Origin of the sequence: Enterobacter sp. CGMCC 5087 (assembly GCF_003144775.1) — a bacterium.
In the GTDB taxonomy this organism is placed as follows: domain Bacteria; phylum Pseudomonadota; class Gammaproteobacteria; order Enterobacterales; family Enterobacteriaceae; genus Enterobacter; species Enterobacter cloacae_M.
In genome coordinates, this window is record NZ_QFXN01000025.1 from 1 (window position 1) to 21,141 (window position 21,141).

The window sequence follows — 21,141 nt, forward strand, 5'->3', positions numbered from 1 at the left end:
GGGGTAATATGGCCCCATAACCACATACAGAGCGCCCGTGGTCACTATATATGCAAATCTAACACCACTGTATAAATACACAGTCCCGCAAATGCCTGACACTCCATACTTTACTCACTATTAAACACCCTTCCCACCCCTGCTTATCCGGCCTGTATCACCCTCAGGCTGCATTATCCCGTCATGCAGGGCATTTGTATGTGTCGTTTTAATGGCGTGGCACAGAGCTTCTGACGGATTGTCGCTGTACCTGTCACAATGTATCGCCTGAAGTTTTTATCATTTTTATTTTTTGAATGTCTTCTTTAATTTAATCCTGACCTCTGACCGCAGCACTGGCCTGACAGAAGTTAAAGGGAAAAAGCAGGACCCGCCCCGATTCTTTTTCTCCCTTTCATTCGTCACTCAGGACATGTCAGATGACTTACTTTCGTAATAAAAAATATCACCAGAACTACAGCCATAACACGTTATTTCCCGGAGCTGTATTTGATACAAGGCATAATGGTAAATGCACCGTTCTTGGTCGCTCAGAAGATAAAACAAGACGTGGCTATTATGTTGTACAATTCAAAGACAGTGGCATAGTTAAGGAAGCCTATGGCACACATATTAAATCAGGCTCAGTCTCGGATGATGCATTCCCGTCCTCAGAAGAAGAACGCATAACGCTACTGATGAAGCCCCGTTATTATAACGTGGGATATATCGGAAACGGAAAACATTCCACAATTGAGAACACCAGAAGCCACCAGAGAACAAGGAAATTCATTCTCTGGCATAACATGCTGGCAAGGTGCTACATGACGGTTAAAGGGAAGCAGTATTTTAAAGGTTATAAAGGTGTGGAGGTTTGTGAAAGATGGCATAACTTCCAGAACTTCTGCAATGACCTCCCTGCACTTCATGGTTATGCCCTGTGGGAAAATAATCCCGGAGAATATGAACTGGATAAGGACTATTCCCATCAACGAATTTACTCTCCCGATACTGTTTCATTTATCAGCACCTCTGATAATGCACATGAAGCCAGATTAAGGGCATCTGCAATGAGGATTCCCGGTGAGAGATATCATGAAATAAACAAGATGCGGGAAGAATTACTACAGGAGGCTGAAGATGTAATAAAGGAAAGCGGAATAAAATATGATGTTGTTCTTCATGGCAATATGCGGGTGATTGTTGCTGAAACCCCTTACGGAACGGTGGCATTCTACCCTCTGACGCATAAAATCCAGCGAAATGGTTACATGACTGAAGGTGATGCTTTGGTCTATGTTCGCTACCTCCGCTGGCTCAGGTGTCAATGGGAAGGCAGAAATCCCGGCATAGACTGCATTGCTGCAATCTCATGAAGATGCTATAAAGTACACGTAAAATTAATGATTTACTATCATCTGATAGTTCCGGGATGAAGGCTAAATGCCCGCACTTCGTGCAGTCATTTAACATGTTCAATACATTATGCGCATCAATATGGGATCAGAAGAAATCTGGTATTTTATGGGCATCGTCGTTTGTGGCGTTGGCCTGAATGCTAATGACCTCTGAGTGTGTCTTCTCACGTGCTGCTATCGTCAAGCTGATCATCTAACGAATGGCTGGCTTTTGCCAACGGCAAAAGCCGCAGGTTCGAAAGCAGTTGGTGATGAAATCAGTGAAGCGATGTTGTACCCCGTTGCTCACCGGCTAATAGCTAAATGTGATGCCATTTATCGTAAAGGTGCCGATATGGACATTGAGGTTGCCCGCAAATATGGCCTGAAGGTTTATACCGCACTTGAGAACATTCCTGAGGCTTAAGGCAGTCCGCCAGCCAGCCTGTGAGCACAGGCTGGCTATCAGAGAGTGTCACTCTCTGAGGTCAACACGACGGAGACTCCCTTTTCCGATACCGCGCGGATCCACTCCTTATCGGTATTGTCTTCCACGACGATGGTATTCACCGATGACACATCGCCAATGACAAACGAAGACGCTGTGTTAATCTTTTCCGGAGAAGCCAGCACAACCGTCTCCGCGGCTCTGCCGGAAAATGCACGTTTGATGCACGCTTCTTCGAAATCGCCGGTTGTCAGCCCCGCCTCAGGATGGATCCCGGTCACGCCCATAAAGAACAGATCTGCATGAATATTTTCGATGCCTTCGATGGCCGCTGCGCCGACCGCAACAATCGAGTGCTTATACAAGCGACCGCCAATCAGAATCACCTCGATGGACGGATGATCCACAAGCCCCAGGGCGATGCTCGGACTGTGCGTAACCACCGTGATGCGCAGATCAGGAGGGAAAAACGTAATCAGCTCCGAAGTTGTCGTGCCACCGTCAACGATCACCACCTGGCCTGATGAAATCAGCTGCGCACCTTTGCGGGCGACCCGTTTTTTCGCATCAATTTTCACGGATTGCCGTTCGGCAAAGGGAGCAATAGCAGAAGATGACGGCAGCGCGCCGCCGTGAACGCGCTGCAAACGCCCTGCTGCCGCCAGCTCGCGCAAATCACGCCTGATGGTGTCTTCAGAGACATCAAAGAACATGCTGAGCGCTTTTGACTGGACCTGGCCTTCGGTGCCGAGCTTTTCGAGGATCAATTGTTTTCGCTGACTGGTGAGCATCATGAATTCCTGATATTGCATGTTTTATCTTGAAGGTGCACGATAATGCTGTTTATGATAATTACTCTACGTAAGGAGGAACAAACGTGCAATCAAAACGTGCAGATGTGCGCATCATTGACAGTGAAACCCTGTCAGATAACTGGTACAACCTTAAAAAGTACACCTTCGACCTGCAGCGCCGTGACGGCGAATGGCAACGACAGCAACGAGAGGTCTACGACCGTGGCAACGGCGCGACTATTCTTCTCTACAACCGTGAGAAAAAAACGGTGATCCTGACCCGCCAGTTCCGCTTCCCTGTCTTTATCAACGGCCATGAGGACGATTTAATCGAAGCCGCGGCGGGACTGCTGGACAATATGGATCCCGAAAGCCGCATAAAAGCAGAGGCGGAAGAAGAGACAGGGTTTCAGGTTTCGAGCGTGCAGAAAATCTTTGAAGCCTATATGAGCCCGGGCTCCGTCACGGAAAAACTTTATTTTTATCTTGCCGAGTACCAGCCGCAAGACAGAACCGGCGCAGGCGGCGGGATCAAGGCTGAGGGAGAAGATATCGACGTGCTGGAAATGACGATCGAAGAGGCATTACGCGGCATTGAAACAGGCAAGATTGCCGACGGTAAAACCATCATGCTGCTTTATCATATTGCTCTTAAAGGCATTATGTAGACCGCGGGCTAAAATCCTGAATTTGAATCTGGGTCGGTACGCTTTTTGATTACTCAAATGTAAAGCGGAAAACCTCCTAAATTTTGCAGCCTACTATATTTAGTGAACTATTTCGGGATTTGACAAAATCTTCAAAAATTCGCCGAGTCATCTGCATTTGCCATTAGAAATGCCACACGTTGGCCAGGTTACCAGTTGAGGTAGCCTGTCTTATCTGTTGGCTGGATTAAAATGCGACTCGCTACAGATAACGAAGCATATTATACTTGCTCCTCCACTCGAACAGGAGGCAAGCAACTCACGTGAAGGATACATATTACAACGACATAGCGATCAATACGCTAATTCAGAGTGAGCTGGACGCGTTTTTTGAGGATTTCAAAGGGATCGTCTTCGCCTACGCCATTATGAACAAGAAAGATCCTTCACAGATGCGGATAATCAATAACAGCCCCGAGTGGTTTGATATCTACCTCGACAGGAAATATCAGTTCATTGACCCTGTTATCATTCGGGCTTTGCGCTGTGTTGAAGATTTTTTCTGGGAAAGTGATGTCATCCTGTCTGATGGTTATAACCTGACGCGCATTTTCAACGAAAGCGTCCAGTATGATATCTACCAGGGGCAGACGTTCCCTCTGCATGACTATCTGAATAATCTTGTCGTCTTATCCGTCATCAGTCCTAAGCATTCTGGTATTGATATAGAAAAATATCGGCCACAATTTCTACGCTTCCTTATTCAACTGCATCAGAAGACACTCAATCTCTATAGCCAGCATCAACAGAAAAAGAATGTTTTTCTGTCGCCACGTGAGAGACAAATCCTTAAATGGGTCAGCGCCGGGAAAACCTACGCAGAAATTTCTGTTATTTTGTCTATTGCTGAACGCACCGTTAAATTCCATATGGGGAATGTAATGAAAAAACTCGGTGTGAATAATGCCAGACACGCAATTAAACTTGGAACAGAACTACGATTACTGGACGACTAAGCCTCAGCCACTGGTTATAAATGGCGTAAATGCTCGAGCATTTCGCGAAGCCAGTGACTGGATTTGTCTTTGCTAATAATGTCTTCAATAATGCTGGTGCTGGCAGGCATATAAATATAGTAAATAGCCTCCCCTTTTTCAGAAACACCACGTTGAATAACTTCAACTTTCCAGTTCGCATGGCGAAATATGGCATACATACCACGACTGGCTACTGCGTACATTCCATGGTATTTTTGCTTTATGCAATACATATTCATTGCGAGAAACAATGCCTTACTGGCGGGCACTCTCTGCAGAGTTGAGGAGTCTCGTCTTTCTTTATCTAAAAATAAACGGCTAATTTCACAGCAGGGAACATCAGTCGGTAAAATAATGGTTTCGGCAAAATAATTGTGAAAAATTTCGCTTATCATTGTCGGATGCGTCGAGTTAATGAATCGCGCGCCGCATAACAACTCTCCCTCATACATACCCAACAAGTATGTCGTGTTTGGGTTGTCAAATTGATCCTTTTCCATATCTTCAACGCATTCAACTTTCCAGTCGAGTCGGTCCCGAAAGGTTTTTCTCCGGAGCCGGAAGAGTTCGTGGGCTAATGCTGACGGTAAATCATCGTAATCATGCAAAAAAAACTCAATAACAGAATTCATTGCTCTTATTCCTGATAATAACACCTGAAACTATTATCCCCTGTCTTTTAGGACAGCTTTCATTGTGCATGGTATTCCTTATACTTGAAAAGTACCCGGCCACTAAGTTCTCGTGAAACTCAGTGGCCAGGAGGTCAAAGACCTACGAAACACCAGGGATATATCCATTCATGATTATCTAATATTTATAGTTTCGGGTACAGAGCGTAAGAAGCACTTAGCCGATAAAATATTAAAAAACGATAATCATAAAATAATTACAATTAAAGTATTGCCCCTTAAGAATTTAAGGGGTAATATTTCCTTTTTCTTATTTTTTCCCTATTATCTCTGTTCTTACTGCTGTGCTACTCTTGCATAAGCATGCTAAACGGAGAACCAAAATGGCCGACTGGAATCCTTCTCTTTACCTGCAATACGGCGCGGAAAGAACGCGTCCTGCCGCAGAACTGCTCGCCAGAATTCCTCTGGATGAGGTCTCCACCATCGCTGATTTAGGTTGCGGGCCGGGAAACAGCACCGCGCTGTTGAAGCATCGCTGGCCTTCGGCGCACATTACCGGGGTCGACAACTCCCCTGCAATGCTCGAGGAAGCAAGAGCCGCATTGTCTGGCTGCCATTTTGTTGAGGCCGATATCCGCCAGTACAAGCCTGGCCAGCCGCTGAGCCTGATTTATGCCAACGCTTCGCTGCAATGGGTTCCTGACCACTACGATCTCCTTCCTCATCTCGTTTCTTTGCTCACGCTTAACGGCGTATTAGCGATCCAGATGCCTGACAACTGGCTTGAACCCACTCACGTAGCGATGCGTGAAGTGGCGCTGGAGCAAGACTACCCTGACCGCGGCCGTGAACCTCTCCCGGGTGTGCATGCCTATTACGACATCTTGTCGGAGGCGGGCTGTGACGTGGATATCTGGCGGACGACCTATTTCCATAAAATGAGCTCGTACCAGGCCATTATTGACTGGGTAAGCGCCACCGGCTTGCGTCCGTGGCTCCAGGAACTGAACGAGAGCGAGCAGAAACGTTTCCTGAAACGCTACCATGAACTGCTGGAAGAGCAGTATCCGCTCCAGGAAAATGGGCAGATACTGCTCGCTTTTCCGCGGCTATTTATCGTGGCGCAACGCCAACCCTGACGGGTTATGACCTGGCTTCTTTCAGCAGCTGCTGAATGATCTTTTCCTGCTGCGCATAATCTCCTTCGCCAAAGGCGGTATAGCGTAGCTGGCCTTTGGCATCGAAATAGTAATGCGCTGGCCAGTACTGGTTCCCGAAAGCGTTCCAGATTTGATAATTGTTATCCGTCACAACCCGATACGGCAGCTGCCATTTCTCCACCGCATTTTTTACCGACGAAAGCGGTTTTTCCCAGGGGTACTCCGGGGTGTGAACCCCGATGACCACCAGACCCTGAGACTGGTACTTTGTGGCCCAGTCTCGCACGTGGGGAAGCGTATGCTGGCAGTTAATACAATCCCACGTCCAGAAATCAATTAACACCACCTTCCCTCGCAGGGATTCAGACGTGACAGGGTCACCGTTAATCCACCCTGTCCCCCCGCTTAACGAAGGCAGCTGGCTGCTGGGCTCTGTCATCACGACCGGCCGGAGCTTCACCGGCGCGGCAGTGGGTTTCGCCAGCGTCAAAAGTGTTGTCTCAAGACGGTCCGCAACGCCGTTTGCTCCTTTCAGAAACGAAGTCATTCCTGTCGCGTTAAATACGACTGCCGCCAGCATCACCACGCCAGCCCCCTGCCGCAGCCTTTCCATCAGCGCCGATTTTGCTCTTAACGGCGCCATCAGCGTGCGGCCTCCTGAAACGAGCAGGCTCAGCATCAGTGCGCATCCGCTGCCGTAGGCCGCCAGCAGCGCGCCCGTCGTAATGGCCGAGTGGCCCGCGATATTAATGCTGAAAATGGCGCCCAGTATGGGACCGGCGCAGGGAGACCAGAGCAGCCCCACCGCGAGCCCGGCCAGAAAAGCCGATGCCAGACCGCGCGTTTGCCCGCTTCGGGTGTTCAGGACATTTCCCGCGCTGACGGCCGGACCCGCAATACGCTGGGCGAATGACGGAAAAATTAAGGCCAGCGCGGCCGTGGCCAGAATAACGAGGGCGATCCAGCGCCCGACGATGGTTGCCTCTGCTATCCACTCGCTGGCGACGGTGACGGCCATCGCCACCAGGGTGAACATCACGATCATCCCCGCGAGCAGAGCCAGAATATGTCGTCGCTGTCCCTGAAAACCGGCGAACAGGAGCGGAATAACCGGGAGAGTACATGGACTGAGCAGGCTTATCATCCCGCCCAGAAAAGCGATTACCAGAAACATAGAAACCTCACAATACAAGTCCTGCGACGCTGCAGTGAGGCTATTTCATCGTGCGGATGTGTTCAGGATATGTGTAAAAACGCAGGTTTTGTCTGGCTCTGTATCACCCAGGCCGGGAGATACAAAGCCGTACAATTAACGGCGCGGTAGCGTAATGGAGACATCCAGTCCGCCTCCGGCCCGGTTCGTCAGGTTGAGCTTTCCTTCAAGCTGAGCGGTGAGCTGCGCGGCAATCGCCAGTCCGAGTCCTGTTCCGCCGGTATCGCGGTTGCGCGAGGTTTCCACCCGGTAGAACGGCTGTAAAACCGCCTCAAGCTCGGCTTCAGGGATCCCCGGCCCGTCGTCCGTGATGTGGATAACCACCTCCCGGTCAGACGAATCATCGATGGCTATTACAGCGCGTTCGCCGAATTTGAGCGCGTTATCCAGCAGGTTAGTCATCACCCGGCGGAGCGCCTGCGGACGAGTAACGATCGGTAAGCGAGTATCGCTTGCCTGAAACTGCACGTTTTTACCGATGTCCTGATAATCGCAGGCGATGCTGTTGACCCAGGCGTTTAGCTCCAGCTTCAGCGAGCTCTCTTCCAGCGATTCTGATGACCGGGCATACGCAATCCCCTCCCGCACCAGACGCGTCATGTTATCAAGGTCGTTCAGAAGCTTGTCGCGAAGTTCTGGTTCCCCTGCTATTTCGACACGGAGCTTCATGCGGGTAATCGGGGTCTGGAGATCGTGAGAAATGGACGCCAGGATCTGCGCGCGCTCCCGGAGATAAGACTGAATGCGCGCCTGCATTGCGTTGAAGGCATGCGCTGCACGCTGCACCTCAAGCGGACCTTTCTCCGTCATTGGCGTGCTGGCCGCCGGATCCAGCGAATCCACCGCGCGGGTAAATTCTGAAAAAGGCCGCACCACCTGCCGCACGGCAATCCAGGCGCACGCAGCCAGCAGCAGCAGCTGCAGGATCAGCACTACGGGCAACCAGCTGGCGAACGGCGGCATGCGCGGGATCAGGTCAACGGTCAGCGGCGCGCCGTCGTGCAGCGTCAGATGCGCCTGGATGTGTGAAACGGCACCAGGGACGGCGGTGAAGCTGAGCGGGTACTGTGTCGCGAGCGTCGCTTTTAAGGTTCGGATGGCGTCCTGCGAACGCCTATCCGTCGGCGCGTTGCCGGGCTCTCCCGGCCCCAGAATATAGCGGTAGTTACCCCGTTCGAGGCGCGGAAGCCAGGCCGCGCGTTCGCTGGCCGGTAAGCGGTCTAAAATGGCGACGCTGGTTGCGACGTCGTTTTCCAGATTACCGAGCATCACCGTTCTGGCGCTGTGCATTCGTTCAATCATGACCAGCGTCAGGCTCAGGGCGTTGGCCAGCAGCAGGCCGGACAGCACGACGAGCAGCAAGCGGGCCAGCAGCGAGCGTGGCCAGAACCTCATTCGTTAGCCTCTTTGATGGTGACCGGCATCGTAAAAACGTAGCCTTCGCTGCGCACGGTCTTGATATAGGCGGGCGTGCGGGCATCTTCGTTCAGGCGCTGACGGACCCGGCTAACCAGCAGGTCGATAGAACGTTCAAACAGCTCGGCGTCTCGCCCCTGCGTCAGGTTGAGCAGCTGATCGCGGGACAGCACCCGCTGAGGATGGTCAAGGAAAACGCGCAGCAGGCGATACTCCGCCCCGCTGAGTGCGACGATCACCCCTTCCGGATCGATTAAGTGGCGGGCAACGGTATCGAGCTGCCATTCGCCGAACATCACCAGCCGCCCGGCTTCTGTCACCTGCAGATTGGGCGGCATCGTGCGAAAACGTCGTAAAATCGCTTTGATACGCGCCAGCAGTTCACGGGCGACAAACGGCTTCACCACGTAGTCATCCGCGCCCATCTCCAGACCCAGGATCCTGTCCGTCTCCTCATTGCGGGCCGTCAGCATCAGGATGGGCAGATCTTTATATTTCCCGACGCGTAGCTCTCGACACAGCGTAAGGCCGTCGTCGCCGGGCATCATGACATCCAGCACCACCAGGTCGATATGCTGTTTATCCAGCACGACGCGCATCTCTTTACCGTTGGCCGCGCCCGTCGCGCGATAGCCAGACTTACCGAGATAATCGACAATCAGTTCACGAATATCCCTGTCGTCATCGACGACAAGGATATGATCAATATGCTCCACCGAAATCTCCAGACCGAAGGTTAACGTACTGAAAATAGCACATTTCAGAGCTTGTCCGCGTCAACGACGGCCTTGACGAAATCCTGCGGATCTTCCTGAGGCGGATTGTGCCCCACGTTTGCCCCGAAGGTGCGGTGCTCATATTTACCGGTAAATTTACCCGCGTAGGCCTGCGGTGCCGGATGCGGCGCACCGTTATTCCCGCCTTCAATGGTGATTGTTGGAACGGTGATATTCGGCAGCGTAGCGAGTTTTTGCTCGTAGCTGTCGTATTTGCGCTCGCCTTTTTCCAGCCCTAAACGCCAGCGATAGTTGCTGAGCGTCACGGCGACGTGATCCGGGTTATCGAGGGATTTGGCGCTGGCGTTAAAAACAGCATCGCTAAATTTCCAGTCAGGCGAGGCCTGAGACCAGATTAAGCGCGCGAAGTCATGCGTGTTTTTGGCATAGCCCTCAGCACCGCGCGCGGTGGCGAAATAGAACTGATACCACCACTGCTGCTCCGCTTTTGGCGGCAGCGGCTGTTTGCCAATCTGCTGGCTGCTGATGAGATACCCGCTCACCGACACCAGTGACTTAACGCGCTCTGGCCACAGCGCCGCAACGATATCCGCCGTACGAGCGCCCCAGTCATATCCTGCAAATACCGCCTGCTTAATATTCAGGGCATCCATCAGGTTCACAATATCTTTCGCCATGGCTGAAGGCTGGCCGTTGCGCGGCGTTTTGGCTGACAGGAAGCGCGTGGTGCCGTAGCCGCGCAGAGACGGCACTATTACCCGATAGCCTTTTGCCGCCAGCGCGGGTGCAACCTCGGCGTAGCTGTGAATATCGTAGGGCCAGCCGTGCAGTAAAATTACCGGCTGGCCGTTTTTCGGGCCGATGTCGACATAACCGACGTTCAAATCGCCGGCGTTAATTTGCTGCGGACGATCGAAGGCTGCCGAGAAATTTGTGCCGGTGACTTCAGCCTGACAGGACATCACGGTGCCAAGCGAAACGGTCAGTGCGAGGGTTGAGTACGCGAATTTGCTAAACATGTTGGTATCTCCGGTTGAGTACAATTCACGGGGATATAACAACACGGCAATGTATAGCGGATATGTGCGAAAGCGGGTTTATTGCAAGCCTGTGTATGTATCCGGGACGCAGATACAGTGTGATACAAACACAGGCGTTGTCGTCTTAAAGGGAGAGGCGATAGCGGACGTAGTCGTCAGCCTCAACATATTTGTCATAGAGTTTACGCGCCGGGTTGTTCTCCCGGGTGACCCAGTACAGTTTTGACCACCCTTCGCGCTTGCCTTCCACAATCAGAGCATCAATAAGCGCCTTACCGGCTCCCGCCCCGCGGTCGTCGGCATCAACAAACAGATCTTCCAGGTAGCAGACGGGGGCCGTTGACCAGGTTCCTTCATGCAGAATGCACATCGCGAAACCGATGACCTTTTGGTCCTTCTCGACCACCCGGCAAAACATCCGGGAATGCTCTGAGAGCGCCCTTTCCCATGTCGATGCGGTGACGGATTCCTCGAGGTAGCAATCATAAAAATGGGTATAGCCATCCCAAAGCGGTCGCCATTGGGAGTAATCGCCTTCGCATAGAGGTCTTACCGTGACAGCCATGTGTTCCTCACATTACAAATCGATCGCCATTTCGAAACAGCGTAAATCAGCCCCCGCCATACGCGAGTGATGATAGGTTTCGCTCAGCGTCACAAACCCCAGTTTCTGATAAAACGACTGGGCGTTAGGCGTTGCATCCAGCCTCAGGCGGGCTATCCCCCGGCTGCGGGCCTCATTTTTTAGCGCCTCGATAATCCGGGTCGCCATGCCTTTACCGGATGCAGCGGGCAAGGTGAATATCGCCTCCAGACAGTGGGTATCCAGATCCAGATAGCCGGTTGCCGCAATATCACCCTTTTCATCTTCCACCACGTAAAAAGGGTATTCAATGACCATCTGCCGATAGCGTTCTGGCATGAGATCCGGCGTCCAGCGCGCAATGACGTCGGCGCCGTAGCTGGTTTTACAGCCGTGACGAATCGCCTGATTGCGAATATTCCAGAGTATTTCGGTTTCCTGCGGGTTTGCCCGTCTTAATGCCATGATGACCTCTGCAATTCTTAGTAGTATGGGAAAAGAGCTCACTGGGATAGAGTGCCGTTAAGATGAAAATACCAGAATGCAAACAAAAGCATAACGCTTAAATATGGAGATCCGCGGATGACGATACCGACGCTCACGACAGAACGTGTACTGCTAAAACCGCTGGTTGCCGAAGATGCGCCTCAGATACAAAAGCTTTATCCGCGTTGGGAGATTGTCCGCTATATGGTCTCTTCCGTGCCATGGCCCTACCCGGATAACGGCGCGGAAAACTATGTCAACAACGTGGCGCTGCCGGATATGGCAAAAGGGATCGCCTGGTTCTGGAGCATCCGCCGTCGCGAGGTGCCGGATGAGTTGATGGGTATTATCTGTTTGTATGACGTTGAAGATAACAACCGTGGATTCTGGTTGGCCCCGGAGTTTCAGGGCCAGGGATACATGCGCGAGGCCAGCATTGCCGCGACGGATTACTGGTTCAATACCCTAAACAAACCCGTATTGCGCGCGCCGAAAGCCGCCGCCAACAGCCGCTCCCGGCGTATTTCAGACAGTAGCGGCATGCGGCTTATCAGAACGGAACAAAAAGCCTACGTCAGCGGCATGCTGGATTCTGAACTGTGGGAAATCACCCGCGACGAGTGGAACGCCCGTCAGGTCAGCTGATAATGCTTATCCGGCATCAGCCTTTCCGGAATGTTCTCTTCATCGTTCATCTGCAGCAGATCGCGTTCCATCATGTTGCAGATGGCGTCCAGGGGCAGATCGTTATCTTCTGTGCCGAACGGGTCTTCCAGCTCTTCCGCCAGGGTGTCCAGCGAGATAAAGGTGTAGGAGATCAGCGCCGAGACAAACGGCGTCATGTAGTGCAGATCCACAACCAGCGCGAACGGCAGCATGATGCAGAACAGATACACCGTGCGGTGCAAAATCAGCGTATAGGCAAACGGCACAGGCGTTGTCGCAATGCGCTCGCAGCCGGAAAGGACGATGGACATATCGTTCAGACGGTTGTTCAGGCTGTGGAACAGGATGTCTGAAAGCTGGCCGTTTCGCCGCCGCACGGCCAGCCACTCCCCCATGATCAGTAAAATACGGTTCGCCGGCGAGTTGGCGCTCATCACGTGGCGTAAATCATCCGGAGCAAGATAGCGAGAGAGTTGTTCGGCGTTCAGGTCCCGGCGCAGGGTCATACGCAGGCAGTTGGCAAAAGCTATCTGCAGGCGGACAAATTCGCCCAGATGCTTATCGTCAGGCAAGGTGTTTTTTACCTCGCGAAACAGCGAGCGTGCCGCTATCATCAACTGCCCCCACAGCAGGCGAGCCTCAACGTAGCGTGAATAACAGGCGTTGTTTCTGAAACCGAGAAAGATAGCGATCGCCACGCCGAGAATGCTAAATGGCGCCACGGTAAATTTGATGCCCAGCGAGGTATACCACGGCAGCATCAGGATAACGGCGATAGAAAGCAGGAAGTTGAGCAGCAGTCGGGTGTAGATTTTGGGAAGTACCGAACCGTGCCAGACAAAAATCAGTTGTAGCCAGTGCTGTTTAGGACGAACAATCATAGTGAGTTTCAGGAAGGAAAAGAGCGTGGCTATTAAACGTGATCTCCCTCACCGTTGCAAGCATGTTAACGGAGCATTGAATTTTATGACCTGCTTAGCGATAAGCGCACGGTGCTGCATGTGGTTTTAAAAAAAGAGCAAATAGTATGTTGTAACTAAATTAAGATGTAATTAAACCCGGCCGAAGCCGGGTGACGTCATTAGCACAGGGGTTTCACCGCTGCGCGCATTCCCTTCAGGAGAATGGCGTCAAGATCCAGGGTGACCTGGTCGACAAGTCCGGAGACCTGCGTGAGATCCTGTTCCCAGTGCTCGCTCACGCTCAGTACGGCCTGCACCAGCTCACGGGTGCTCAACTGCCGATCGCGATGCTGTGCCCACAGCTGTTGATAACGTTCCAGCCAGAATGCATCATCCTGCACCGGATAGTTCTCCCCGTTACGCTCCCCGCGATAAAACGCTATCAATGCAGCCAGCGCAAACGTCAGACGCGCGGGCAGTTGTCCGCTTGCCTTCTGCCCTGCCAGCAGCTGCGGCAGGATGCGGGTGCGGTATTTGGTCATGCCGTTGAGCGCGATGGAGAGCAGCTGGTGTCTGATGTAAGGGTTGCGAAAACGCCCAGTTACCGCGCTGGCGAAAGATTCCAGCTCGTCACGCGGCAGATCGAGGACAGGAATAATCTCCTGATAAATCGCTTTTTCGACGAACGCGCAGATCTCTGCATCATTCATCGCCTCGCCCACCGTATCCAGCCCGGCCTGGAATGCCACCGGCACCAGCGCGGTGTGTGCGCCGTTCAGGATAGCGACTTTGCGCTCTTTGTAGGGCCGGATGTCGTCGACAATCAGCACGTTTAACGGATACTTATCCAGACGGAGTTCCTGAGCAAGGGATGCCGGCCCCTGGATAACGAACAGATAGAAATGTTCAGCCGTATCCAGGAACCCATCGTGATAACCCAGCTCAGCCTCCAGCGTGGCCGCTTCGTCGCGCGGGTATCCGGTCACGATACGGTCGACCAGCGTAGAGCAGAAGCTGTTGGCGTCATTTAGCCACTGAATAAAGGCCGCAGGCAGCGCCCACTCCCGGGCATAGCGCAGGACAAGTTCATGCAGCGCAGCGCCGTTGTAGTCAATCAGCTCGCACGGAATGATGATCCAGCCTTTATCCGCTGCACCATTGAAGTGGCTAAAGCGCTCAAACAGCAGTCGAGTTAGCTTCGCCGGGTAGCTCACCGCAGGGGCATCGTCGAATCTGTCCCCCGCGTGGTAGCTGATACCCGCCTCGGTGGTGTTCGAGAAAACAAAACGCATGTCCGGATTGTGCGCCTGTTTCAGGAACGCATCATACTGGCCGTAGACGTCGATCTCCCGGTTAACCGAGCGGATTAGACGGCTCTCGCTCATCGCTTCGCCCTGCCCGTTCAGGCCGCGAATGATAGTGGTATAGAGACCATCCTGAGTGTTCAGCGACGGCGGGAAGTCGCTCTGAATAGGACGAACGATAACCACACCGGCGTTAAGATCGGTATGTTCATTTAGCAGGTCAATTTGCCAGTCGACAAACGCACGCAGGAAGTTGCCTTCACCAAACTGAATAATGCGTTCCGGGTATTGAGCACCGGGAAAATCACGACGGTTGAGCGTGTTCACAAGAGGGTTCCTTTTATGATTAGTCATACAGCCTGATAAGATTGGTACGATAACTTATCAAAACTTAACGACCAGAAACCCTGTTTTGATCAATCCACGGTGTAGTTGTACAAAATAATCATAAGAACTTATAGAACACGGAGGTGGCCGTCATGGCGCCGTCCGGCATCAGGGCATAGCGCGGGATCTCCCCCACCTTTTGCCAGCCGGCGCGCTGGTAGAACGTCTCGGCGCCGCTGCCGGTGGAGGTATCGAGCACCAGAACCGAAATATCTCTGGCCCGCGCCTCCGCTTCAAGCGCTTCCATCAAGGCCATCGCGGCACCTTTCCGGCGCGCTTTCTCGTGAACCAGCAGCTTCGCCACATCGGCTCGATGCGGCTGGTTTTCCGGCTGGTCGACGATCAGCTGCACCGTTCCGATGACGCCGTCCTGCGGGTCGATACTGGCCAGCACGAGGCGCTCGTTGCGCCCTACGCTTTCAGCGATGCCGCGCCAGAACGAACGAGCCTTATCCAGACTAAAGGGAAGCATAAAGCTGACGGATGCCCCGCCGCTCACACAGTTTTCGAGGATCGCGGCCAGCGCATCAAGATGGGTGAGAATGTCGTCTCGGGTGAGGTTTTTAATTTGCAGTGAGGTATTCATTGTTTTTCCTTACGTTGAATACCGTCACTCTGCATTTAACATCTTCTTAACGCAAACGAATCGGACATACGCTTTTGTTATGTTACCGGGCGCGCTGGCGCTGCTGTTTCATGGCATACATCTTTTCATCGGCATCTTTTAACCACTGCTGCAGGTCGTTGCCGTTATGATCGAATTCACTGAGCCCCCATGAGAAATGGAGAGACCAGGGATGTAGCCTGCGGGCGTTATAGTTTTCTACCTGCTCGGCAAGATACTGCATGGCAATCCAGGCGCCCTGCTCATCCGTATCCGCGAACAGCACGGCGAACTCGTCCCCGCCAAAACGCACCAGCAGATCCGCCTCACGGAAAGAGGCGCGCATCAGCTGCGCCATCGCTTTCAGCGCCTTATCCCCCTCTTCATGCCCGAAGCGATCGTTAATTTCCTTAAAGCGATCCAAATCCAGCCAGCCGAGCGTGAGCGGCTCAGCGCGACGTCGGGCAACGGAAAGCGTGAACCGCACGAGCTGATTAAAGCCCCGACGGTTGAATAACCCGGTTAATTCATCCGTGGTCGCCGCGCTGATGGCAGCAAATTCATCCTCTGCCAGCGCGCCAAGGTCCCCCAGCACGGCGAGGTCGGCGGCAGAAAACTCGCGGGGAGCGTAATCAATCAGGCACAGCGAGCCAACGCTTGCGCCGTCGCGCAGGCGCAGCGGGAAGCCCGCGTAAAACCGCACGCGAGGCTCACCGGCCACCAGCGGGTTATCCGCAAAGCGATCGTCCTGAAGCATATCCCCCACCACCAGCGGCGCTTCGGTGAGGATCGTATGCCCGCAAAATGAGATATTACGCGGAACGCTTCCGGGTGCCTGACCGTCGGCCGACTTAACGATCAGCGAATGCTCATCAATGAGATTGACCATCGCCAGCGGCACCTGGAAGAAGCGTTTTGCCAGACGCGTTAAGCGGTCAAACGCCGGGGAGCTGTCGATCTCAAGCAGACCTGATTCTCGTAGCGAGTTGAGTCTGTCTGTTTCATTTTCAGGGGTTGCAGGTGCTTTCATAATGTCTCCTGACGTAAAGCGTTACTAAAAGCGTAGCTTAAACAGAGACATTGTCAGTGTTCTGACGTCCCGTTAAGCCGCTTACTATTCACGTCAATGCCTTATGACGATTAACGCAGCTATGTTTCACTCCCGGAGGGCGCGGCAATCTGCTCGTCCGCCACCCGGGCGCTGGTACGGTTTCGACCCGCTTTTTTGGAACGATAGAGATGATCGTCCGCTTCGGCCATGAGCTTGTTGAAGACCTCGGTCAGCTGCCAGGACTCAGCCTTTCCGCTGCCGAGGCCAATGCTGACCGTCAGATAGAGCGTCTGGTGACGCCATGTGAAAGGATGACTGGCAACGGTGGATCGTATACGTTCAGCCAGTTCAAAACCATGCCGCGCGTCGCCTGAATTGACCACCACGGCGAACTCTTCCCCACCCATGCGCGCCACCATGCCGTCTTCACCGACGACCTGCTGAACCTGTCGGGCAAACGACGCCAGCACGCGATCTCCGCACTCGTGGCCGTAGTTATCATTAATGCTCTTGAAATAATCAATATCCAGCAGCATGACGGTCAGAAAACGCGTATGCCGGTGCGTCTCTTCATGCTTTAACGCCTCATAAAGCCCGGAACGCGAGTAGACGTGCGTTAAAAAGTCATAATCCGCCCTCAGTGAAACCTGGCGGATCAGGGAATTAATCGCCGCCATGCTGACGGAAACCATCACCGGACAGATCGCCATCGTGGCGATCCCCAGCCGGGCTGAAAACATCATTGGCGTCGTAAACGGCGTCGCCACGGCAATATTAATAATCGAGTTGGCGACCAGAATGATTTCAGTGGCGCCCGTGACAAACGTCAGCAGACAGGTCGCAGGCAATGAGTAGCGAACCGCACACCAGATAAGCGCAGGCAGAGGAAACGAGAGGCTCCCCGCTCCGCCAATCACCACCGACGCGATCACCGAGACGATCAGCGCAATTACCGGCAGCAGCTGCTCCAGACGTAACCTGAATTCGCGCACGGGCATGCCTATCGTGAGCATACAGGGCACAACAAGCACGCCGGTTGAGAACTGCTCGCTAAACCAGTCGGCAAACAGCGGCCAGAAGGTATGACTGTCAATCCCGACCGACCCTACCGCGCCGAGCAAGGCGCAAAGCAGCGCGGCAATCAGACAGTAGTTAAACAGGCGTAATGCGTTAAGCGGATCGGGAGTTTTCTTCATCAGCCGCTTGTCGCGCTGAACCAGCACGGCGACGACGACGATAAAGATCATGTTTGACAGGTTGATCGTCACTGAGGCCAACCCCCAGTTGGTCGTTACCGCGTCGTACAACAGCATCGCGACATAACATACCGCATAGTAATGCAGGCGATTCAGATAAACATAGCGGGCGAAGATCCCTGCCATGACGCCGTTCAGCGGCCAGAACAGCGACAGGGCTTCAATGAGCCGTAATTCCGCGCCCACAAAATAGAATAAGGTTGTAAGGATGAAGATCGTCGCTGCATTTCGCAGCGGCGTGTCAACCTGGAACGGCCTGATAGCGGTAAGAGCAGAACGCATTAAATATCATTCCATATGAGAGCTTATGGCAATTATTGCGGTCGTCAGCATGATCGGGACTAACTTGGGATGCATCTATAACACAAATACCACGGGAGTATAACTCGTCAAATTTAGGCGTTCATCTGCAGCACCAGCCAGTGGTGGATGACGCTGACGATATAATTTTGTTGCTGCGCCGTGAGCGTTACGCCCTGTGGAATGTTATGCCATTTTGCCAGACAGCCCCGGCAACAGGTAGCGGTGGCATGCTGGGCGATAAATACCGGGTGACCGCGCATGGGCGTCTGTTTACCGTCGTTGGCGGGGTGCGCGGGCGCAAGGCGCTTTTCGACAAAATCCGCGGCGTGCCGATCAATGGTTTCGGGGCCTTTGTCCCAGCAGTACTGTCTTTCCTTATCGCCTAAGCGAAAGCGCGAGCGAAATGTCGATCGCGCCAGGCGGGAAAAGAGAGGATCCAGATCGGACATCAGTATACGGAACGTCCCAGGCGCTGGGTCAGTTTCTCCAGAACCGCCACGCCGGCAAGCGAGTTTCCCGTTTCATCCAGTTCCGGGCTCCAGACGGCTATCGCCATTTCATGCGGCACAATCGCCACGACCCCGCCGCCGACGCCCGATTTAGCAGGAAGCCCAACGCGCCAGGCAAACTCACCGGCGTTTTGATACATCCCGCTGGTGGCCATCAGCGCGTTAACCTGCCGGGCCTGAAGCGGAGAAACCACCTCCTGATCGAGATGCGGCGCGTGCCCCTGGTGCGCAAGGAACAGGAACGTCTGGGCCAGCTCAACGCAGCTCATTTTCAGGGCGCAGTAATGGAAGTAGTTTTGCAGCACGGTCGCCACGTCATTATGGAAATTACCGAAGGATTTCATCAGCCATGCGATAGCCGCGTTACGGGCGGAGTGTTCAAACTCCGAGCGTGCCACCACCGCATCATAGGCAATATCGTCAACGCCCGAGAGCTGGCGAACAATCTCCAGCATTCGCTGACGCGGCGCGCTGAGGCGGCTTTGCAGCATATCGCAGACCACCAGCGCCCCGGCATTGATAAAGGGATTTCGCGGTTTACCCTGTTCAATCTCGAGCTGAAGCAGCGAGTTAAAAGGCTGGCCGGAAGGATCTTTACCCACGCGCTGCCAGATCTCTTCTTCTTCATACTGGCGCATCGCCGCAACCAGGCTCAGCACTTTCGAGATGGACTGAATGGAGAAACGCTCAGTCGCATCGCCTGCCTGGTATCGCTGTCCGTCGATGGTACAGATAGCAATCCCCAGCTTATTCCCGCTCACCGAGGCAAGGGCCGGAATATAGTCGGCAACCTTCCCCTTTCCAATTAACGGACGAACCTGCGCCAGAATCTCGTCCAACATCTCATTATGGATGACCGCAGCCACACTTTGCTCCTTGCCCTCAGGCTAAAACGGGCTGCGAGTATAACAGAGGCTTATGTATTGCGTCAGGCGCTAAGACGAAAACGCGAAACGGCCTGCAATAAAAGATCGGATTGCTTTTGCAGCCGCTCAGAGGCATCCGAGGCGTCTGAGACCAGCAGGTCCGTCTGACGGGAGACCTGATTCAGCGCCTGAAGCTGGCGCGTCATCTGGTGAATACTCTCTCCCTGACTGAGCGTGGCGGTGGAGATCTCATTCAGCAAACTGCTTAAATTGCCCACCAGACCGGTGACCTGCTGCAGATTCTCTTCCATCAGGCTAACGGCGCGGGAACCGTCTTCAATGCCCTGCAGCGAGCGGTTAATAAGCTCCTGAATGGTCTGCGTCGAGTGGCTGCTTTTTCTGGCCAAAAGCCCGACTTCCCGGGCGACGACGGCAAAGCCGCGCCCCTGGTTTCCGGCATGGGCCGCCTCGATGGCCGCATTCAGCGCCAGGATGTTGGTCTGAAACGCCACGCTGTCGATCATCGCCACGATCCCGCGCATCTCAGAAGATCGGTCGACGATCGCCTGCATAGACGCATTCACGGTAGACATCATTCGGTCGCCGCCCACGGCCGCCTGCCGCGCCTCATCGGCCCGCGAGCTGGCGAGCCTGGCATAGCCGGTATTCCCTTCTACATGGCTTTCCAGCGCCGCGATATGTGCCGTCACATCCTCAAGCTCTTTCGCCTGGCGCGCTGACTGCTGATACAGCTTCTGGTTACCCTGCGCAAGGGAGTCAATGTTCTCCACCATCGTTGCGGTGGCATGGCTGACCTGCGTCACCAGCTGCTGCAGACCGTGCTGCATAGTCGCAATGCTGTCGCTAAGCTGACCTATCTCCCGGTTAAAGCGCATGACGTTCGGCGGGGTGCCGGAGAGATCCCCTGCCGCCAGCCGGTTAATATGCGCTATCAACCGACGCAGCGGCGTAATCACCCATCTGGACATGCCGAACCAGACGACAGCCGCGATGGCAAGCAACAGCACCGGCGCAAACAGGAACAACGTTTGCAGGCCGGAGAGCTGCGCCATTAAGCTCTGACGCCCCTGCATGGCCTGCTTCTCGCTTGCCTGCTGATAGCGCGCATAGTTGTCGTTAAAATCAGACTGAAACGCCTGAGCCGGTACGGCAAAAAACGCGTCGATGGTGTTGGTCTTAATCAAACCTTCAGCCTGCTCGTTGATCGCGCCGTAAAAAAGCTGATAGCTGTTCACCAGGGCGTCGTCTTTCGGCGGATTCAGCGCCAGCCAGGCCTTCCACGCCTGCTGAGAAACCGCCAGCGCCTTTTGCGCATCGTCCATCAGGCTGTGCCAGCTTCCGTCGGAGCCGGTCTCTTTATCCTGCATAAACCAGACGCCGGACCGGTTAAGCAGGTCGCTTGCCGCCAGCAGGGAAACACGGGCCAGATCCAGCTTGCTCTGCTGCTGCCAGGCGAGAAGGTTTTGCTGCTCGTTGCGCTGGGCGTCGTTCAGGGAGGCGTTAAGCAGGAATGAGGAGGAGAGCTGCAGCGCGGAGAAAAGGCCGATAATGCAAAAGATACCCGTCAGCAGGCCAAAGTGACGAGGGGTAAGACGCTGCGCAATACGGCGAAAAATTTGCGTTAGGTTCATAATTAGCTTCATTTACAATGCGTTAGACGCGAGCGAGTCTACGAAATGAAAATGACAGAACCATTGCAG

At 53.6% G+C, this 21,141-nt stretch carries 21 protein-coding genes and 1 pseudogene; 6 read left to right on the forward strand and 16 right to left on the reverse strand.

The window, feature by feature from the left end:
- Window positions 1–419 precede the first annotated feature (419 nt).
- Window positions 420–1,355 (forward strand): hypothetical protein, encoded by a 936-nt coding sequence (locus DEO48_RS01675; RefSeq protein WP_109844157.1) that lies wholly within the window; start codon window positions 420–422, stop codon window positions 1,353–1,355.
- 247 nt (window positions 1,356–1,602) lie between these two features.
- Window positions 1,603–1,803: pseudogene (locus DEO48_RS01680) on the forward strand (NUDIX hydrolase); the annotation flags it as partial.
- Window positions 1,804–1,841: 38 nt separating this feature from the next.
- Here the strand turns inward: DEO48_RS01680 and DEO48_RS01685 are convergent.
- On the reverse strand, window positions 1,842–2,615 hold the full coding sequence (locus DEO48_RS01685) for a DeoR/GlpR family DNA-binding transcription regulator (protein ID WP_109844158.1): 774 nt from the start codon (window positions 2,613–2,615) through the stop codon (window positions 1,842–1,844).
- An 86-nt stretch (window positions 2,616–2,701) separates the two neighbouring features.
- Between DEO48_RS01685 and DEO48_RS01690 the strand changes: the two genes are divergently transcribed.
- On the forward strand, window positions 2,702–3,286 hold the full coding sequence (locus DEO48_RS01690) for an NUDIX domain-containing protein (protein WP_109844159.1): 585 nt from the start codon (window positions 2,702–2,704) through the stop codon (window positions 3,284–3,286).
- Window positions 3,287–3,588: 302 nt separating this feature from the next.
- Entirely contained in the window at window positions 3,589–4,281 is a 693-nt protein-coding gene (locus tag DEO48_RS01695; RefSeq protein WP_109844160.1) for a LuxR family transcriptional regulator, read from the forward strand.
- 14 nt (window positions 4,282–4,295) lie between these two features.
- Here DEO48_RS01695 and DEO48_RS01700 read toward each other — a convergent pair whose 3' ends face one another.
- Entirely contained in the window at window positions 4,296–4,934 is a 639-nt protein-coding gene (locus tag DEO48_RS01700) for an acyl-homoserine-lactone synthase (protein WP_109844161.1), read from the reverse strand.
- Between the two features lie 383 nt (window positions 4,935–5,317).
- On the opposite strand from DEO48_RS01700, the gene tam reads away from it, so the two are divergent.
- A complete protein-coding gene (gene tam, locus DEO48_RS01705; RefSeq protein ID WP_109844162.1) occupies window positions 5,318–6,076 on the forward strand; it encodes a trans-aconitate 2-methyltransferase in 759 nt (252 codons plus the stop codon).
- Between the two features lie 4 nt (window positions 6,077–6,080).
- On the opposite strand, the gene DEO48_RS01710 is transcribed toward tam, so the two are convergent.
- The 6 genes from DEO48_RS01710 to DEO48_RS01735 form a co-directional block, all read right to left on the reverse strand.
- Window positions 6,081–7,271 (reverse strand): cytochrome c biogenesis protein/redoxin, encoded by a 1,191-nt coding sequence (locus tag DEO48_RS01710; RefSeq protein ID WP_109844163.1) that lies wholly within the window; start codon window positions 7,269–7,271, stop codon window positions 6,081–6,083.
- A 135-nt stretch (window positions 7,272–7,406) separates the two neighbouring features.
- Window positions 7,407–8,705, reverse strand: a complete 1,299-nt coding sequence (locus tag DEO48_RS01715) for an ATP-binding protein (RefSeq protein WP_109844164.1) — start codon at window positions 8,703–8,705, stop codon at window positions 7,407–7,409.
- Window positions 8,702–9,442, reverse strand: coding sequence for a response regulator (locus DEO48_RS01720; protein ID WP_109844165.1), 741 nt, complete (start codon window positions 9,440–9,442; stop codon window positions 8,702–8,704). Before DEO48_RS01720 ends, DEO48_RS01715 begins: the two co-directional genes overlap by 4 nt.
- A gap of 44 nt (window positions 9,443–9,486) precedes the next feature.
- Entirely contained in the window at window positions 9,487–10,482 is a 996-nt protein-coding gene (locus tag DEO48_RS01725) for an alpha/beta fold hydrolase (RefSeq protein WP_109844166.1), read from the reverse strand.
- Window positions 10,483–10,627: 145 nt separating this feature from the next.
- The gene (locus DEO48_RS01730) at window positions 10,628–11,068 is read right to left on the reverse strand and encodes a GNAT family N-acetyltransferase (RefSeq protein ID WP_109844167.1); all 441 of its coding nucleotides are present in this window, start codon (window positions 11,066–11,068) and stop codon (window positions 10,628–10,630) included.
- Window positions 11,069–11,080: 12 nt separating this feature from the next.
- Window positions 11,081–11,551: a GNAT family N-acetyltransferase gene (locus DEO48_RS01735; RefSeq protein WP_109844168.1), complete on the reverse strand. Its 471-nt coding sequence runs from the start codon at window positions 11,549–11,551 to the stop codon at window positions 11,081–11,083.
- A 117-nt stretch (window positions 11,552–11,668) separates the two neighbouring features.
- Here DEO48_RS01735 and DEO48_RS01740 point away from each other — a divergent pair, with 117 nt between their 5' ends.
- Window positions 11,669–12,217, forward strand: a complete 549-nt coding sequence (locus tag DEO48_RS01740) for a GNAT family N-acetyltransferase (RefSeq protein WP_109844169.1) — start codon at window positions 11,669–11,671, stop codon at window positions 12,215–12,217.
- Here the strand turns inward: DEO48_RS01740 and DEO48_RS01745 are convergent.
- The 8 genes from DEO48_RS01745 to DEO48_RS01780 form a co-directional block, all read right to left on the reverse strand.
- The gene (locus DEO48_RS01745; protein WP_069302828.1) at window positions 12,205–13,119 is read right to left on the reverse strand and encodes a bestrophin family protein; all 915 of its coding nucleotides are present in this window, start codon (window positions 13,117–13,119) and stop codon (window positions 12,205–12,207) included. The two genes, DEO48_RS01740 and DEO48_RS01745, sit on opposite strands and share 13 nt — an antisense overlap.
- A 200-nt stretch (window positions 13,120–13,319) precedes the next feature.
- Window positions 13,320–14,771 (reverse strand): tagaturonate reductase, encoded by a 1,452-nt coding sequence (locus DEO48_RS01750; RefSeq protein ID WP_109844170.1) that lies wholly within the window; start codon window positions 14,769–14,771, stop codon window positions 13,320–13,322.
- 118 nt (window positions 14,772–14,889) lie between these two features.
- Complete coding sequence (locus DEO48_RS01755) at window positions 14,890–15,417, reverse strand: GNAT family N-acetyltransferase (protein WP_023311796.1); 528 nt, start codon at window positions 15,415–15,417, stop codon at window positions 14,890–14,892.
- An 82-nt stretch (window positions 15,418–15,499) separates the two neighbouring features.
- On the reverse strand, window positions 15,500–16,465 hold the full coding sequence (locus DEO48_RS01760) for a sensor domain-containing diguanylate cyclase (protein ID WP_109844171.1): 966 nt from the start codon (window positions 16,463–16,465) through the stop codon (window positions 15,500–15,502).
- Window positions 16,466–16,584: 119 nt separating this feature from the next.
- Window positions 16,585–18,024, reverse strand: a complete 1,440-nt coding sequence (locus tag DEO48_RS01765; protein ID WP_063409650.1) for a GGDEF domain-containing protein — start codon at window positions 18,022–18,024, stop codon at window positions 16,585–16,587.
- 113 nt (window positions 18,025–18,137) lie between these two features.
- Window positions 18,138–18,494 (reverse strand): DUF4186 domain-containing protein, encoded by a 357-nt coding sequence (locus DEO48_RS01770; RefSeq protein WP_045354969.1) that lies wholly within the window; start codon window positions 18,492–18,494, stop codon window positions 18,138–18,140.
- Complete coding sequence (gene glsB / locus DEO48_RS01775; RefSeq protein ID WP_023311792.1) at window positions 18,494–19,420, reverse strand: glutaminase B; 927 nt, start codon at window positions 19,418–19,420, stop codon at window positions 18,494–18,496. Before glsB ends, DEO48_RS01770 begins: the two co-directional genes overlap by 1 nt.
- A 62-nt stretch (window positions 19,421–19,482) precedes the next feature.
- Complete coding sequence (locus DEO48_RS01780; protein ID WP_109844172.1) at window positions 19,483–21,072, reverse strand: methyl-accepting chemotaxis protein; 1,590 nt, start codon at window positions 21,070–21,072, stop codon at window positions 19,483–19,485.
- Between the last annotated feature and the right edge of the window lie 69 nt (window positions 21,073–21,141).

Bases quoted from the DNA above. Each gene is read 5' to 3' on its own strand.
- DEO48_RS01675 (WP_109844157.1), top strand. From the start codon at position 420: ATGACTTACTTTCGTAATAAAAAATATCACCAGAACTACAGCCATAAC.
- DEO48_RS01685 (WP_109844158.1), bottom strand. From the start codon at position 2,615: ATGCTCACCAGTCAGCGAAAACAATTGATCCTCGAAAAGCTCGGCACC.
- DEO48_RS01700 (WP_109844161.1), bottom strand. From the start codon at position 4,934: ATGAATTCTGTTATTGAGTTTTTTTTGCATGATTACGATGATTTACCG.
- tam (WP_109844162.1), top strand. From the start codon at position 5,318: ATGGCCGACTGGAATCCTTCTCTTTACCTGCAATACGGCGCGGAAAGA.
- DEO48_RS01710 (WP_109844163.1), bottom strand. From the start codon at position 7,271: ATGTTTCTGGTAATCGCTTTTCTGGGCGGGATGATAAGCCTGCTCAGT.
- DEO48_RS01715 (WP_109844164.1), bottom strand. From the start codon at position 8,705: ATGAGGTTCTGGCCACGCTCGCTGCTGGCCCGCTTGCTGCTCGTCGTG.
- DEO48_RS01725 (WP_109844166.1), bottom strand. From the start codon at position 10,482: ATGTTTAGCAAATTCGCGTACTCAACCCTCGCACTGACCGTTTCGCTT.
- DEO48_RS01730 (WP_109844167.1), bottom strand. From the start codon at position 11,068: ATGGCTGTCACGGTAAGACCTCTATGCGAAGGCGATTACTCCCAATGG.
- DEO48_RS01735 (WP_109844168.1), bottom strand. From the start codon at position 11,551: ATGGCATTAAGACGGGCAAACCCGCAGGAAACCGAAATACTCTGGAAT.
- DEO48_RS01740 (WP_109844169.1), top strand. From the start codon at position 11,669: ATGACGATACCGACGCTCACGACAGAACGTGTACTGCTAAAACCGCTG.
- DEO48_RS01745 (WP_069302828.1), bottom strand. From the start codon at position 13,119: ATGATTGTTCGTCCTAAACAGCACTGGCTACAACTGATTTTTGTCTGG.
- DEO48_RS01755 (WP_023311796.1), bottom strand. From the start codon at position 15,417: ATGAATACCTCACTGCAAATTAAAAACCTCACCCGAGACGACATTCTC.
- DEO48_RS01760 (WP_109844171.1), bottom strand. From the start codon at position 16,465: ATGAAAGCACCTGCAACCCCTGAAAATGAAACAGACAGACTCAACTCG.
- DEO48_RS01765 (WP_063409650.1), bottom strand. From the start codon at position 18,024: ATGCGTTCTGCTCTTACCGCTATCAGGCCGTTCCAGGTTGACACGCCG.
- DEO48_RS01770 (WP_045354969.1), bottom strand. From the start codon at position 18,494: ATGTCCGATCTGGATCCTCTCTTTTCCCGCCTGGCGCGATCGACATTT.
- DEO48_RS01780 (WP_109844172.1), bottom strand. From the start codon at position 21,072: ATGAACCTAACGCAAATTTTTCGCCGTATTGCGCAGCGTCTTACCCCT.